17 protein-coding genes are annotated in these 15,613 nt (G+C 49.6%); 12 read left to right on the forward strand and 5 right to left on the reverse strand.

The genetic code is table 11. The features are described from left to right. Window positions 1-175: 175 nt before the first annotated feature. From IPL32_01230 to IPL32_01245, 4 genes are read left to right on the forward strand one after another with little or no spacing between them, the layout of a single operon-like run. Window positions 176-1,501, forward strand: coding sequence for a tetratricopeptide repeat protein (locus IPL32_01230; GenBank protein ID MBK8464429.1), 1,326 nt, complete (start codon window positions 176-178; stop codon window positions 1,499-1,501). Further along, window positions 1,498-2,070: a hypothetical protein gene (locus IPL32_01235; GenBank protein MBK8464430.1), complete on the forward strand. Its 573-nt coding sequence runs from the start codon at window positions 1,498-1,500 to the stop codon at window positions 2,068-2,070. Before IPL32_01230 ends, IPL32_01235 begins: the two co-directional genes overlap by 4 nt. Next, the gene (locus IPL32_01240) at window positions 2,067-2,666 is read left to right on the forward strand and encodes a hypothetical protein (GenBank protein MBK8464431.1); all 600 of its coding nucleotides are present in this window, start codon (window positions 2,067-2,069) and stop codon (window positions 2,664-2,666) included. Before IPL32_01235 ends, IPL32_01240 begins: the two co-directional genes overlap by 4 nt. A gap of 36 nt (window positions 2,667-2,702) precedes the next feature. Beyond that, window positions 2,703-2,897, forward strand: a complete 195-nt coding sequence (locus IPL32_01245; protein MBK8464432.1) for a hypothetical protein — start codon at window positions 2,703-2,705, stop codon at window positions 2,895-2,897. A 268-nt stretch (window positions 2,898-3,165) separates the two neighbouring features. Here the strand turns inward: IPL32_01245 and IPL32_01250 are convergent, their stop codons facing one another. Continuing rightward, window positions 3,166-3,696, reverse strand: coding sequence for a hypothetical protein (locus IPL32_01250; GenBank protein ID MBK8464433.1), 531 nt, complete (start codon window positions 3,694-3,696; stop codon window positions 3,166-3,168). Between the two features lie 78 nt (window positions 3,697-3,774). On the opposite strand from IPL32_01250, the gene gcvT reads away from it, so the two are divergent. From gcvT to IPL32_01290, 8 genes are all read left to right on the forward strand, one after another. Beyond that, window positions 3,775-4,893, forward strand: a complete 1,119-nt coding sequence (gene gcvT, locus IPL32_01255; protein MBK8464434.1) for a glycine cleavage system aminomethyltransferase GcvT — start codon at window positions 3,775-3,777, stop codon at window positions 4,891-4,893. A 41-nt stretch (window positions 4,894-4,934) separates the two neighbouring features. After that, complete coding sequence (gene gcvH, locus IPL32_01260) at window positions 4,935-5,324, forward strand: glycine cleavage system protein GcvH (GenBank protein MBK8464435.1); 390 nt, start codon at window positions 4,935-4,937, stop codon at window positions 5,322-5,324. A gap of 116 nt (window positions 5,325-5,440) precedes the next feature. Further along, a complete protein-coding gene (locus tag IPL32_01265) occupies window positions 5,441-6,772 on the forward strand; it encodes a hypothetical protein (protein ID MBK8464436.1) in 1,332 nt (443 codons plus the stop codon). Between the two features lie 149 nt (window positions 6,773-6,921). After that, on the forward strand, window positions 6,922-8,262 hold the full coding sequence (gene gcvPA / locus IPL32_01270) for an aminomethyl-transferring glycine dehydrogenase subunit GcvPA (GenBank protein ID MBK8464437.1): 1,341 nt from the start codon (window positions 6,922-6,924) through the stop codon (window positions 8,260-8,262). 268 nt (window positions 8,263-8,530) lie between these two features. After that, window positions 8,531-10,048, forward strand: coding sequence for an aminomethyl-transferring glycine dehydrogenase subunit GcvPB (gene gcvPB / locus IPL32_01275; protein MBK8464438.1), 1,518 nt, complete (start codon window positions 8,531-8,533; stop codon window positions 10,046-10,048). A 125-nt stretch (window positions 10,049-10,173) separates the two neighbouring features. Then, a complete protein-coding gene (locus tag IPL32_01280; protein ID MBK8464439.1) occupies window positions 10,174-10,590 on the forward strand; it encodes a DoxX family protein in 417 nt (138 codons plus the stop codon). A 48-nt stretch (window positions 10,591-10,638) separates the two neighbouring features. Then, window positions 10,639-11,349, forward strand: coding sequence for a US12 family protein (locus tag IPL32_01285; protein ID MBK8464440.1), 711 nt, complete (start codon window positions 10,639-10,641; stop codon window positions 11,347-11,349). 18 nt (window positions 11,350-11,367) lie between these two features. Continuing rightward, entirely contained in the window at window positions 11,368-11,616 is a 249-nt protein-coding gene (locus tag IPL32_01290) for a hypothetical protein (GenBank protein ID MBK8464441.1), read from the forward strand. Here IPL32_01290 and xseB read toward each other — a convergent pair. The 4 genes from xseB to IPL32_01310 are packed head-to-tail and all read right to left on the reverse strand — an operon-like array spanning window position 11,613 to window position 15,612. Further along, the gene (gene xseB / locus IPL32_01295) at window positions 11,613-11,852 is read right to left on the reverse strand and encodes an exodeoxyribonuclease VII small subunit (protein MBK8464442.1); all 240 of its coding nucleotides are present in this window, start codon (window positions 11,850-11,852) and stop codon (window positions 11,613-11,615) included. The genes IPL32_01290 and xseB overlap by 4 nt on opposite strands. After that, entirely contained in the window at window positions 11,849-12,523 is a 675-nt protein-coding gene (locus tag IPL32_01300; GenBank protein MBK8464443.1) for a hypothetical protein, read from the reverse strand. Before IPL32_01300 ends, xseB begins: the two co-directional genes overlap by 4 nt. A gap of 3 nt (window positions 12,524-12,526) precedes the next feature. After that, window positions 12,527-13,843 carry an exodeoxyribonuclease VII large subunit gene (gene xseA / locus IPL32_01305; protein MBK8464444.1) on the reverse strand — a complete coding sequence of 439 codons (1,317 nt, stop codon included), beginning with the start codon at window positions 13,841-13,843 and terminating at the stop codon, window positions 12,527-12,529. A gap of 8 nt (window positions 13,844-13,851) precedes the next feature. Beyond that, window positions 13,852-15,612, reverse strand: a complete 1,761-nt coding sequence (locus tag IPL32_01310) for a VWA domain-containing protein (GenBank protein ID MBK8464445.1) — start codon at window positions 15,610-15,612, stop codon at window positions 13,852-13,854. Window position 15,613: the final 1 nt, after the last annotated feature.

A 15,613-nucleotide genomic window follows, 5' to 3' on the forward strand; every position in this document is an offset into this window, starting at 1 on the left:
CGATCATTTTCGGCAGGAAAACCCAATTGTGGTTCGCGTTCAATTGAGAATCTTAACCCACTGAAAAGAGAGAACGCAAATCTTTGAGAATAAAAACTTGTCCAGCCGCAAAAACAAAAAAATCGGTCAATTTGATGAGGTTGGTGTTAATATTTTAGATACACTTTTTGCATAAATGCACAGACCTTCATCAACACGATTCCCCTCCCGCCAGATCATTACAGCAATTGTGCTTGGTTGGCTTTTATTCAATTTTCCCTCCAGTATATTCGCACAAACGGAAGATGAGCCTGCGGATTCGGTAGCTGTTTTTAATCGTGCTCAAGATCTCCACGAAAAGGGCGATCTCGCCGCAGCGATCGAGCTTTACAAAAAAGCTCTTGAGATCGAGCCGAATTTTCCTGAGGCCGAATATCAATGCGGCGTTGCGTATCTTGCTCTTGGTCAAAATGCTCTTGCAGAAAGATCATTTCGCAAGGCAGTCGAACTACGAGCCGAGTGGACACTGGCGATCACCGCTCTCGGCTCGCTTTTGGTTCAAAGCGGTCAATTCGCTGAAGCCGATCGCATTCTCACAAAGGCTCTCGAACTTGAGCCGCAAAATTCACTGGCACTTTCGGCACTGACCGATCTGCGGCTGAAAACAAAAGCCTCGTCCGCTGTCTTGACCGATCTGCTGGGAAAGGTGACATATCTAACATCGAAGGCAAATCCGACCGCCTCTATATGGTCTGCACGTGCCGCATTGGAGATCGCTCTTGGCAAGAATAAAGACGCCAGATCGAGCATTGCCAGTGCGTTAAGATCCGATCCAAAGAACCGCAACGCACTCTTTCAGATGGCGGATTTGGCGCTTGAAGACGGCGACGTGGTCAAGGCAAAAGAGGCCGCCAGACTGATTGAGACCGTTTCTCCACATTCCGAGTCGCTGAAAATGCTAAACACAAAGATATTGCTCGCTGGAGGAAATTCCGACGGCACATTCAGAGCCGATCTCGAAAAACAACTTGAAACCGATGCAACGAATCCGGTTATTCTTGGCCGGCTTTGTTCAGCCTATCGCATCTCACATCCGACAAAGGCCCTCGAGTTTTGCCGCCGCGCGTCCGAGGCAGAGCCGACAAATGCAAATTACGCAGTCGGTTTCGGAGCGGCACTAGTGCAGGCAAAACAATTTGACGCGGCAGTCAATGTTCTACGCAAGATCATAGAAATTGCTCCTGAAAATGCGACTGCGCATGCTAATCTTGCAACAGCATTGTTTGAATCAAAGCGTTTTCGCGAAGCTAAGGCGGAATACACCTGGCTAACGACAAAACAGCCAAATTTGGCTGCTGCATATTTCTTCCTCGCGATCACGCATGACCGTTTAGAAGAGTATGCAGACGCGGCCGCTAATTATCAGCATTATGTGCGCATTGCCGATCCGGTCGCTAACAAATTAGATATCGAAAAGGTGAATTTACGTCTTCCGACCGTTCTGAAGAAAATAAAGAAATGAGTGAAGACAAAAGTAAAAAGTTAAAAGGCAAAGCTGAGACTAGGATTGGTAGTCTCTCGCCGATCCTCTTACTTTGCCTTTTTACTTTTTACTCTTTACTTTTAACGCCTTCGGTTTCGGCACAGGATGACGAACCCGCGCCGCCGCCGCTGAAGGTAATTACAAAAGAAGATCGAAAGCGCCTCGACAGTATGATCGATCTCAAGGACCGCACTAAAATGGCCGTCGATATGATGCGTTCGCGGATCGATGCTGCCGAAAAGCGGAATACGGCAAATGATTTTGACGGCATTTTTCGCGAGTTGGGTTATTTTCGAGGGCTTTTAGAATACTCGCTTGCGTTTTTGGAGAAACAGGACTTGGGCGAAAACAGGTCGCTCGACAATTACAAGCGGCTGGAGTTGAGCCTTCGAGCGGTTCTGCCTCGGATTGAGACGATCCGCCGCGAACTTCCCTTACGATACGAAGGATATGTCCGCGACCTCATGACCTACATCCGCGAAGCCCGAAACAAGGCGATCGAACCGCTGTTTGACGACACAGTTTTGCCGGAGGAAAGAAGAAAGTGAACAGTGAACATCGAAAAGTGAACAGTTATTTAACTATTGCGAAGCGCGGCATCCGCATTCTTCTTTACTGTTCGCTGTTCGCTGTTAGTTGTTCACTTTCGGCCCATGCTCAAAGCCGCGACTACTTGACCGACGAAGAGATCGAACTGATCCGCGACGGCCAGCAGATCGACCTGCGCATCGATATCCTCACAAAGGCAATCGACCGCCGCTTTGCTGTGCTAAAGATAGACGTTGGCGGAGCGAAGATATCGTCCAAGGAATCGGACAAATGGGGCAAAGCTCCTGAAGGCACACGTATCGAATTACTCGCCGACATCAAGAATATCCTGCAAAAAGCGATAGACGACATCGACAATCTCTCATCGCGGCCCGATTCAATGGTCATCGACCCGGACGCAAAAGATAAAAAGCCCAAAGGCTTCTCCGACCTTTTCCCCAAAGCCGTCCGCAAACTAGCCGCTGCCGCCGAACGCTACAAAGCCCCGCTCAACGCCGCACTCGAAACCACCAAAGACGAACGCGAAAAAGGCATCCTAATGGATTCAATAGAAATGTGCACCGACATCATCGCCTCAGTTTCTAAGCTGAAGTAAGGATCAAATACGTCCAAACGCCCTGAATCTACCAATGTGCGCCGCGCATTTGCCAATATGCGCCGCGCATTTGCCGATATGCGCCGTGAATTTGCCGATGTGCGCCGTGAATTTGCCGATGTGCGCCGTGAATTTGCCAATATGCGCCGCTCATTTGCCGATGTGCGCCGTGAATTTGCTGATAAGCAATTTGCTTTTGCCAATAAGCAACTTGCTTTTCTCGAGAAGTAGCTTGCTTTTGCAATTAAGCAACCTGCTTTTGTCGAGAAATAGCTTGCTTTTGCCAATAAGCAACTTGCTTTTGTCGAGAAGTAGCTTGCTTTTGCCGACATGTACCGTGATTTTGGCTACAAGCGCCTCGTTTTTGCCAATAAGGACGCCGAATTTGCGGTTCGTGCGACAGTTCAGCGTCTCCAAAATGCGAAAGGAGGGATTATTTTACTTGGATCACGGTAAATTACTTTTTTGACAGGGTTGTTAAGCTAGTAACAACCGCAACTTATAATATCCGAGGGTTTTTGTTCGATTTATTTCCTAATTTGAGACAATATTGCCCAGCTTTCGTCTGATCGTTATCGTGCAATTGTTTACCTTGGTGGGTCGGCTTACCACCAAAAATATCGAACTCAGCTTCCCAACGCTCAACAATTGAATAAGTCTTGGTTTGTCGCTTAATTTTTGCCGGAGGGTGAAGAGTGCAACACGAGGACGTACTGTTCGATACAACGCGCCAAACTCCTTTCTTATCCGGTTCAATAAAAATTTCTTCGATGGTTGAATCGCCTTCGCGGCTATAGGAGCTTGTCTTAATGTATCCCAGACGTTTTTCGCTGAAATGCGTCCATATGAAGTCGCGAAGCTTGGCACGGAACTCTGTGAGTTCGGCGGGCCTGTATCCAAAACCGAACTCTATATGAACTCCGTTGTCATACTGTGTAATATCTCTTTTGGGTTTTTGTCCAAAAACTGCTGTTGCCATTGCAAGGGTTAGCACAACCACAAGAAACACCTGTTTACATAAGATATTCATTTTGAATTAGGCCCCATTAACTGCAATATACACTTTCTAACTTGCCCGCTCAATACCTCTAAACTACACTTCTCTTTTATGTCAGAAACTTCATTAAAGAAAACTCCGCTCAATGCGGAGCATCGGGAACTTGGCGGGCGGATGGTTGATTTTGGCGGGTGGGATATGCCTGTCCAGTATCCGGCGGGCGTTATCGAAGAGCATATGCGTTGCCGCACTCGCGCGGGGCTTTTCGACGTATCGCACATGGGCGAGATCTGGGTCGAAGGCCCAGACGCGATCCCCTTTGTAAATCGCCTTACGACCAACGACGTTACAAAGCTCGTTGACGGGCAGGCGCATTATTCCGCGTTGACAAATGTCGGCGGCGGCGTGGTTGACGATCTCCTTGTGTATCGCTTCGGTCCGGAAAAACTTTTACTGGTAGTAAACGCCGGAACGACTGACAAGGACTGGGATTGGATAAAGTCGCACCATTCCGAGCATGACGATCTGGGAATGCGAAACGCTTCGGCGGAATATTGCCAGATCGCTGTCCAAGGTCCGAACGCTGTCGGTATTCTCCAAAAACTTACCGAAACCGACCTTTCCGCGATCGGCTATTATCACTTTACCGAAGGCAGCGTTCACGGCGTCGAGTCAATCATTTCACGCACAGGCTACACAGGCGAGGACGGTTTTGAAGTTTACGCCGCACCGCAATTCGCCGAGCAGCTTTGGAACAAATTGTTAGAAACAGGCAATTACGGTTCGGATGGAGGAATACTTCCCTGCGGCCTCGCCGCGCGAAACACTTTGCGGCTCGAATCCGCAATGTCGCTTTACGGCCACGAACTCGGCGACGACATCACGCCGCTCGAAGCCAACCTCGGCTGGATCACGAAACTGCAAAAGGGCGAGTTCATCGGCTCAGCCGCTTTGACAAGACAAAAGGAAACCGGCCTGACTCGCAAAATAGCGGGTTTTGAAATGATCGAGCCGGGCATTGCCCGCGACGGCTATGATGTTTACATCGGCGAAGAAAAAGTCGGTCAGGTCACAAGCGGTTCGCCTGCTCCGTTCCTCAAAAAGAACATCGGCCTTACATTTTTGCCTCCTCAATTTGCAAATATTGGACAAGAAATTAAAATTGATGTTAGAGGTAAGCATTTAAGAGCACGGGTCGTGCCTACTCCCTTTTACAAACGGCAGAAATAGCGATAATTTAGGAGATCGCAAGGGTAGTATTCTATAAAATTATGTCCAATATTCCGGAAAATTTACGTTACAGCAAAGACCACGAATGGGTCGAAGTTGACGGTGACACCGTTTCGGTCGGCATCACCGATTATGCACAGCATGCGCTGGGCGATGTTGTTTACATCGATATGCCGCGAGTCGGAGATAAGTTCACGACGCACGAGGCATTCGGCTCGGTCGAATCGGTCAAAGCCGTGTCCGAGATCTTTATGCCGGTCGCCGGCGAGGTTGTCGCAGTAAACGACGGCCTCAATGACGCTCCCGAAAACGTGAACAACGAACCTTATACTTCCGGCTGGATGGTCAAGGTTAAAATGGACAACCCGCTCGAAGCCGACGCAATGTTGTCGTCAATTGAATACGAAGAGTACCTCGCCGCTAGTGCTTGATAAATGGAAAAGGTGTAACCTTTCGCAACTATGTTTCGCTTTTATTATTCAAAAGGTTCGGAGAACATCTCCGGGCCTTTTTTCGTTTTGTATTTCTACTAAGGAGTAAAGGGATCATGAAAATATTTATAAGACCGATATTTTTTGCAATTATTGTAGGGCTAGGATCGACAGCGGCGTTCGCTCAAAATTATAAGATCAAACAAACCACCTCAATGAGCGGCCATAATATGGAATCGACCGTCTATGTAAAAGGCTCGCGAAAGCGGACAGAGAACGGCGGAATGATGGGCATGACAAATGACGTTGCGACGATCGAGCAATGCGATCTAAAACGCACCGTTCAAGTCAACGACAAGAAGAAGCTTTATTATGTAGACTCCACAGCCGTGAGCGAACCAAGCGCCGCTCCCGTCGGAAAAACACCGGTTACAGCAGGAAAAGCGACAAAAGGCGGCACTGTAACTCACACATCGTCCATAACCGACACCGGCGAACGCAAACAGATGTTTGGTCTGATCGCTCGGCACATCAAAACCTCGATGACCGTGGTATCTTCACCCGACGCCTGTTCAAAGCAGGACATGAAGATCGAGACCGACGGCTGGTATGTCGATCTGCCGCTTTTTTCGTGTCCGTTCACGCCTGGACCGAGAAGCCCGATGGCACCCGAAAGTCCGCAACCGCGCGGCTGCGAGGATCGCATTATCACCAAGTCAACCGGAACCGGCAAACTCGGTTTTGCATTGCAGATGACGCAAACTATCAGCACCGGCGGCCGCGGTGAAGCGTTTACGACCTCCACGGAAACGATCGAATTTTCGAAGGCAACGCTCGACGATGCTCTTTTCAACGTTCCGACGAACTACACGCTGGCAAGTTCTTCGCAAGCTTTGTACGGCACACCAGACTATTCAGCGGTGATGAAAGGCGGAGGAAATGACGACGACGATCTGCCGAAAACTTCTTCATCGAACAACGATCCGTCTTCGGCCTACAAAAGCGCTGCTCCCGGACCAAAGAAAGCAGGCGTAAAACGCATCGGAGTATTGGCACCTTCAAATCGCACCAATGAGATCGTCTCGACAACAAATTTACAAGCGTATTTGATACGACAATTAACTGTAGGCAACGTCGAGGCGGTCGCGGTAAATTCCGAGGCCGACGCAAAAGCCTTGAACTGCGATTATATTTTGACGAGCGATATCTCGAAGTTAAAACAATCGACAGCCAGCAAGATCGGCGGCCTGTTTGGCAAGGTAACGAATACAGATTCGTCTGCAAGTCGAAACTATGAGTCACAGGTTGATTTCAAATTAATACTTCTCACAAGCAGCCAATCTGTTTTGCAGAGCAAAGCCGCCGCAAAAATTGTCGGCGACGCCGATATGGCAGCTCAAGGAGTCCTGGCGCAAGAAGCAACAGCGATTCTGGCAGTAGCAAAATAGCTGTGCGGTTGGAACCATACGGGGCGGCATCGGCATTACGTCCGATGCCGTCTTTTTTCTTCCCAAATAGCTAAATCTCACACCCGTTTTCGAAATCGATTTGCTATTTTGCTATCATCTTAGTTTCGCAGCTAGTTCGTTTTTATTAGATGAGATATATACCAAATTCCCCCGAAGAAAGAGCAGAAATGCTTGCCGTTGTTGGCCTTGATTCAGCCGACGAGTTATTTCGCTCGATACCAAAAGAGGTCCAGCTCGGACGCAAGCTCAACGTAACCGATCCACTTGCGGAGAGCGAAGTCATCGCCGCAATGGAAACGATGGCCGCGAAAAACACTGCCGCGACAAAACCTTCGTTTCTCGGAGCGGGCGTGTATTCGCATTTCTCGCCCACCATCGTCGATCATCTGATACAGCGTTCGGAATTTTTTACGTCGTACACGCCTTATCAACCCGAGATCGCGCAGGGCACGTTGCAATACATATTCGAATTCCAAACGCTCGTCTGCCAACTGACGGGAATGGAAGTCGCGAACGCATCGATGTACGACGGCTCGACCGCAATGGCTGAGGCCTATCTGATGGCGCAGCGAGTGACACGGAGAAACAAGATCGTCGTTGCCACCAGCGTCCATCCCGAATATCGCGAAGTGGCTGCGACATACACCCAACACGGCGACGCAGAGATCGTCGAGGTCGCGTTTGACGAAACATCTGGCCGCATCGCCGACCTGTCGGTTCTCGATGACCAAACCGCAGCGCTCGTCGTTCAGTCACCAAATTTCTTTGGCTGTGTCGAAGACCTAAAAGCATTGGCCGACGCTGCGCACGCCGTCGGCGCGTTGCTTGTCGTCGTCGTGACCGAAGCGATCTCATTTGGTTTGTTAAAATCTCCCGGCTCATGCGGAGCAGACATCGTCGTAGGCGAAGGTCAATCTTGGGGAATTCCAATGGGCTTCGGCGGTCCGCACGTCGGGCTGTTTGCAACCCAGGAGAAATTTGTCCGCCAGATGCCTGGACGCCTTTGCGGAGTGGCTTACGACAAGAACGGAAATCGCGGTTTCGTACTAACTCTTTCGACCCGCGAACAGCACATCCGCCGCGAAAAAGCGACCTCAAACATCTGCACAAATCAGGGTTTGATCGCCCTCGCCGCAACCATCTACATGGAAACAATGGGCAAAAAAGGCCTGCAGGAAGTCGCGATGCAAAACGCTCAAAAAGCAGCCTATGCCGCAACACAGATCGCCGCAATAGACGGTTATTCGCTTCCGTTCTCGGCGCCAAAATTTAATGAGTTTGTCATGCGTGGCCCGCGACCCGCGACTGAAATATTGGAAAAAATGCGAACTGAAAACGGTGTAATTGGCGGTTTGGCATTGTCGAAATATTACGCCAGTCACGATAACGATTTTCTGGTCTGCGTTACGGAAACTAACACCCGTGACCAGATTGATAATTTCGTGTCGGCGCTTAATGAATCCACTTAGGACTTCATATGGATCATGAGACGATCGACACGCTATTGCTACTTAGTTTAGTGCTTTTCGTTCTCCTTTTTCCAGTTTTGCTTGTGTGGACTGTTTATAAGGTCTTTAAGAAAAATGAAAGATCTGAGGAAATACCGAGCATATTAGATATAGGTAATGAATAATCTTTGGACCCCGATGAAATAACGATTTCTGTAGTGCCGGTTTTTATAATAATCGCAGTTATCGGCGGCGTTCTCCCGGTCAGGAACGGAAAGAAATAGTTTTTATGAGCATTAAGAAAGTCACACAACATCCCACGCAAAACGAGGCATTGATCTTCGAGCGTTCGCAGACGGGCCGCGTTGGTTATCGTTTGCCAAAGCTGGACGTTCCGGAAACTAACAATATTTTGCCCGCGGATTTACGTCGCGATGATGATCTAACGGGAGTTCCGGAGGTGTCTGAAGTTGATGTCGTGCGACATTTTACTCGTATCTCGACATGGAATTACTCGATCGATCTTGGAATGTATCCGCTCGGCTCTTGCACGATGAAATACAATTCGCGGCTCAACGAAAAGGTCGCTCGTATCGGCGGTTTTGCAGGTTTGCATCCGCTTGCACCTGAAGAAGAAACGCAAGGAGCGTTGGAACTGATATATCATCTGCAAAACGACCTTTGCGAGATCACCGGTTTGCCCGGAATTTCGCTGCAGCCTGCGGCCGGTGCTCAAGGCGAGATGACGGGCGTTATGCTCATACGCGCGTTTCTTGATCAGCGTGACGGCGAGGCTTCAAAAGACCGCCGCGTTATGCTCATTCCCGAATCAGCTCACGGCACAAATCCGGCGTCTGCCGCGATGTCAGGATTTACGGTCAAGACCATCCGGGCGACGGCGGACGGATTAACAGATATGGAGCATCTTCGCGAACTTTGTAACGAAGGCGGCGTCGCAGGCGTAATGTTTACAAATCCAAATACTTGTGGCATTTTCGAGCGAAACATCCAAGAGATCTGCAACACGATCCACGCCGCCGGCGGCCTCGTTTACATGGACGGAGCGAACATGAACGCTCTTGTCGGCGTTGCGCGTCCCGGCGATATGGGCGTCGATGTGATCCATCTCAATCTGCACAAAACCTTCTCTACGCCTCACGGCGGCGGCGGTCCCGGCTGCGGTCCTTGCCTATGTTCGGCTGAACTTGCACCGTTTCTGCCAACACCGCGAATCGAAAAAAACGGCGATTCCTATAAGCTTAACTACGACTATCCCCACTCGATCGGCCGCGTCAAAGCTTTCTTTGGCAATTTTGGAATGATGGTTCGTGCACTTTCTTACATCTATACACACGGTGCCGAAGGCTTGAAGGAAGCTACCGAAGCTGCTGTGTTGAACGCAAGATATGTCTCGCACGAGCTTAAAGACACATACGACAAGCCCTTCGAATCCGACTGTATGCACGAGGCTATCTTTTCGCACAAAAACCAGTCGAAAAAGGGCGTTGTCACGCTCGACATCGCCAAACGGCTGATCGATTACGGCTTTCATCCGCCGACCGTTTACTTCCCTCTCGTTGTCGAAGGCGCGATGCTCATCGAGCCGACCGAATCAGTTGGCCGAGCAGATCTCGATGCTTTTATTGAAGCAATGAAAGACATCGATCAGGAAGCTCAAGAAAACCCGCAACTCGTCATCGACGCACCGCACACAACGCGGATCGGACGCCTCGACGAAGCGACCGCAGCCCGCAAACCCGTGCTACGTTGGCGGTTGGATATGGAAGCAACAGCAAAATCAGCCTAACTATTATTGCAAAAGCCCGCACGTAAGTAAGGGCGGTACACTCAACATTGAATGCACCGCTCTTACGTGCGCGCCTTGTGCAAAATGCTATAATTCGTCAACGTTCAAGATAAGGAGAACTTACTATGGAAAGATTTCTGGGAAGGTACTCGACATATATTTACGCGGTCCTAAGGATCGTTTCGGGCTTTTTATTTATGTGGCACGGCACACAAAAGCTCCTCGGCTACCCGCCATCAGGTACGCCATCGTCGGGTGAGGGCCTTTCGCCGCTAATTGCTGTCGCCGGAACGATCGAACTCTTCGGCGGCATTATGATCATGATCGGCTTGTTCACCGCGGTCGCCGCTTTTCTATCAAGCGGTCTGATGGCAGTCGCCTATTTCATGGCTCATTTCAGCCTTCAGGCGTTTTTGCCGGTGGTCAACAAAGGCGAACTGGCGGTAGTCTATTGCTTCCTGTTTCTCTACATAGCGTCGAGAGGCTCAGGTGTTTGGAGCGTTGACTCTATCTTTAAAGGCAGCGGATCAAACGGCAGTTAATTGACAAACTTTTAGAGCATAATTTACATCAAATCACGGAGGAAAATTATGGAAGATTTTACAAGTACATTTGGCAATTCAGTGGCACAAGCCGAGCCTATTGAACGCGCTGCGTTTATCCGCAAGACTTATATGCTGTTGGCCGCTGCGGTTTTAGCATTTATCGCCGTCGAAGCCTTTTTCTTTACGACTGGCATTGCTCAAGTGATCGCATCGCTTCTTTTCTCAGGCGGGAGCATCGGTTGGTTGGTGGTTCTGGGCCTGTTTATGGGCATTTCGTATCTCGCGAACCGCTGGGCCGTATCTGAAACGTCGCAAGCCGTCCAATATATGGGCCTCGGGATTTTTATCATTGCCGAAGCGATAATTTTCATCCCGCTGCTCTACGTCGCGGCTAACGTTTCCGGCGACTCTAACGTGATACTAAAGGCCGGCATCGTTTCTCTCGGCCTTTTTGCCGGATTAACATTTACGGTGTTAGTGACTAGAACAGATTTTTCATGGCTCGCACCGATCCTTGCGATCGGCGGATTTGCGGCGTTGGGATTTATTATTGCGAGTGCGTTGTTCGGTTTTTCACTCGGAAATGTATTTGCGTTCGCTATGGTCGCATTCGCGGGAACAGCGATACTCTATCAAACTTCGCAGGTACTTCATCAATTTAACACCAAACAACACGTCGCCGCTGCACTGACATTATTCGCAAGCGTGGCACTTTTGTTCTGGTATATCCTGAGCATTTTCAGCTCGCGTCGATAGCGGCAGGAAAACCATCTCATGGCAGACAATTATGCTCTGTGTCCAAAATGCGGAGCGGCTGAACCAAAATTACTAAAGTTCACTTGGTGGGGCGGAGCACTCGGCCCCAAAATGCTGACGCATGTAAAATGTCAAAGCTGTGGTAACAAATACAACGGAAAAACCGGCGGTGACAACACCGTCGGCGTCACCATTTATATGGTCGTGACAGGCGTTTTATCGTTCGTGTTGATGTTTGTGGTCTTCTTCTTTTTGTTCAGCCGCTAACCACGTGACGATTCCGGCAAAAATTCTTCGGCGGTGAGATTTCCATTAGAGTCTTTCATCAATATTTCTATTCGACGCTCTGCCTTTGCGAGCCGCTCACGGCACTCGCGCGAAAGCTTGATTCCCTTCTCAAACAACTCAAGGCTCTGCTCAAGCGGCAGATCGCCGCTCTCGAGTTTGCCAACAATTTTCTCCAGCTCGGCGAGCGATGTTTCAAATGACTTTTCCATAACTATTTCACCAGCTCTTCAGCCTGTCTCAGCGTATTGCTCAAATTCCCGATGCCGCCAAATTTATCAGCTGTATCCTTGCCGCCTCCAAGAGTTGCGATCGCGATGATCTCTTGCCCGATCTTCTGCGCGATGCTGGCGGCAAGTTTGTCATCTTTGACGCCGATGATCTGCCAGCGGTCGCCTGTCCAACGCATCCTCATCTCCAGCTGATGATTTTCGAGCTTGCTGTTCACAAAGGCAACATCATCTGTCACAGCAATATCGAGATACTTACTCGCTCCCAAAACCATTGCAAAAAATGGAACATCGCCGTATTTCGCAGTCCGGTCACGAATGACACGCGGCAATTCCGCACGAGCTCGATCTTTCACTGCTGGCATCAGCGGCCTTGCAAGTATCGTCGCCTTTTGAATGGCTTGCGGTGACATTCCACGTCCGTACAGTTCGATAGCTTTCGCCGTAACCTGCGGCATAAAATCTTCGACGATGGCATCGATGTCAACGATCAAATCGACCTCATCGGTGTCATCACGCTTTGCCGCATCGACCAGCAAAGCCAGCGAATACTGTGGCGAAGACCTAAGCTGTTGGTAATAGACAAGCCCGCCTATAATCGCGACCACCGCCAAAGTTAAAGCCACCGTTCCGGCGATCACATATGTCTGTTTCGGCATAAGTTATTCAGATGACAAAACCTCGGCGTTTAGTTTCCCACGCTCTAAACGTATTTTCAATTTGTCGCCAGGTTTAACGGTCGAAGCGTCGCGTAAGACGCTCCCATCATCAGTTTGAGTTATCGAATAACCACGCGTCAGCACTGCCAAAGGCGAAAGAGCATCAAGTTTCGCCATTTGTAATTTCAAATTTTCAGATTTCAAATTTAAAGCCTGTTCGATCGCAAATTTCCGTCGCTGTTCAAGACTTTCAAGCAAGTTTCTGATCGCAATAGCCTTTGCCGATAATGTCGCTGGCGTCAGCCGAGCTGTAACATCAGCAAACCGGGAATTCGCCCGTTGAACAGAAGCCGAAAATGAATACTGCAAATTGCTGACAGCTTCGCGAACCTGTGTCTTCGCATCGAGCATCTTGTAATCCAACATGCCCATCAATCTCTCTTCGCAAGCGTGAAGATCGTGAATAATATCTTCTTCGCGGCCCGCAACGATCTCAGCCGCCGCCGAAGGCGTCGCGGCTCGCATATCGGCGACAAAATCCGCTATCGTCACATCGATCTCATGCCCGACCGCCGAGATCACAGGTATTTCGCTCGCCCTGATCGCACGGGCAAGCATCTCGTCATTAAACGCCCAAAGATCTTCCGCCGAGCCACCGCCGCGTCCGACGATGAGTACGTCAATGCGCTCATGTTCATCGAGCGTTCGGTTATACGCATTCACGCCATTCACCGCCGCGCGAATACTGTCCGCCGAGCCTTCGCCCTGCACCAGCGCCGGTATAAGCAACACACTCACCGACTGCGCACGACGCGTCAAAACCGTAAGAATATCGTGATAAGCCGCACCGCTTTTGCTCGTAATAACGCCAACCTTTCGCGGCAGAAAAGGTATCGGGCGTTTTATTTCTTCCGCAAATAGCCCTTCCGCATCAAGCTTTGCCTTGATCTGCTGATAAGCCGCCGCAAGCGCACCTTCGCCCGAAGGCTCAAGTGATTCAACAACGATCTGCGTCTCACCGCGAGCCTCATAAAAACTCAGCCGCCCGCGAAGACGCACCGTGACACCGTTCTGCGGCTTAAATCGAATGCGGTAATTCGTGCCCTTCCAGCAAACACACTTTATCTGCGCATCGCCGTCGTTCAAATTAAAATACCAATGCCCCGAACCCGCCGCAACAAAATTAACGACCTCACCCTCAACCCAAACCGAAGCAAATTGCCGCTCAATACTCTCGCGCACCTCAGCATTCAACTCCGACACAGTCATCGGCCGTCGTTCTGTTTCGTCTAATAGAAATTGTAAAAGCGGAGCTTCCATCAGGATCTTTATTTTACTGCAATGACCGAGTTGATCGTCGAAAAAGTATTATCTCTTTTCGCCCTTATCTTCAGCCGCGGTGAAACACCATTCGCTACTGCGGTGCCCGACCGAAAGGCTATATTGTATGCCGTTCGTAGCTGTACGACGATGTCTTCATAAGCAAGTTGGATCTGGCTGATCTGGGTTATCGGATAATAGACACCGCCGGAAACTTTTGCGAGGCGTTCGCCTTCGCCGGTGCTTTTTGCTGTGAGCGACATATATTTCGAACGCATTGGGTCAATGTTGGCGGTCGGATTCGCAACAGCGGCTGCGATCAAGCCAGATGGAACATATAGAGGATAGATCAACGAGCCGCTTTCCTGTATCGAGCCAAGCAGTGCGTCGAACGGCAAAAATGAACGATTGTCGTCGCCGTCTGTGAGGATGACAATCGCGGTTCGTTCACCTTTTAGCTGTCGCAAAGTATCGGCGATCGTGTAAGCGAGAGCATCGTAGTACGCCGTTCCACCGCCCGCGTCGAAGGTGTCGAGGCTTTCGGACAGTTTGCCTTTGTCGGTTGTAAATTTCGAGATCACTTTTACATCATCGTTAAAAGTAACTATCGAGATGCGGTCATTTTTATCCACCGTATCGACAAAACTGCGTGCCGCTTTGCGTATGAAATTGACGTAATTTTCAACACTGCCCGAAACGTCCAGCAGCAGCACAAGGTTAAACGGCGCAGTCGAACGCTCAACCGAAATTATCTCTCGCTCTTTACCGTTTTCCAGAACTTCAAAATCCTTCGCACTAAGCCCCGCGATCGCTCGATTATTTATATCCGTCACGCGAACCAAAGCAGTCTTTACCGGTGCTATCACAGCCTCCGCTCGGCCCGACTTATTGCTAAGCGAAGGCTGCCGCTCAATCGGTGGCAGCGTACGAGCATAGTCACCAAAATATTTCGGCGAAGCACGTCGAATGGCCTCCATCAACAGCGAATCGCCGCTGCGAATAATCGCCTTAGCCGCATTTGTCAAAGGCCGTTCGCGAAGATCGCTCATAACCTCGCTCGGCGGCACGTTCAATAAAATAATGCCGCGTGCGGTAGTGAAATTTAGTGAGACAGATCTTTGATCTTTTGCCTTAAGTTTCTGATCCTTTTTGAGCGATTTCTCAGATTTGAGATTTGAGATTTCAGATTCGTTCTTTGGACTTTGGACTTCACCGCTTCGCCGGCCTTTGACCTCAAATCTTCCGGCAGCCTTTTCCTTTACCTCAGCGATCTCAAAATCAGCCAAATATCGCGGCTTAGATTCTGTCCACAAAAATTGATATTTCAGATCGTCGTCCGGCACATCCACAGCAATAGTACCTACATACGTCTTAACATCAACAGAAGCAAAGTTTCCCGCAACCTCGACAGCTCCGTCGAGAGTTTCGACTTTGATCTTTGTGCGTTCAGGGAGAACGAGAGTTAGGTCTATGCGTTTTTGTTTATCGGCGGGTTCTACCGAAATAATGATGTGGCCCGCTCCGCCTTTTATCTTTATTGCAGACTCCGCAACACCTTTTGGCAACGACGCATTCAAACGCCCGACGGCTGCTTTTTCGTCGGTGGCAGCTTCAGCTTTTGCAGCAACGCGTCCAAAACGATTGACGATCTCAACCGTGCCGCCTTCACGCACATTTAGATCGCGCGTCAGGTCCTGAGCAAAATTGCCCAGCGTGAATGCGAAAATAACAAATAAAATTAACGGGAATCTCTTGCCAGAAAACAGCATT

Source organism: Chloracidobacterium sp., assembly GCA_016711345.1.
GTDB lineage: Bacteria > Acidobacteriota > Blastocatellia > Pyrinomonadales > Pyrinomonadaceae > OLB17.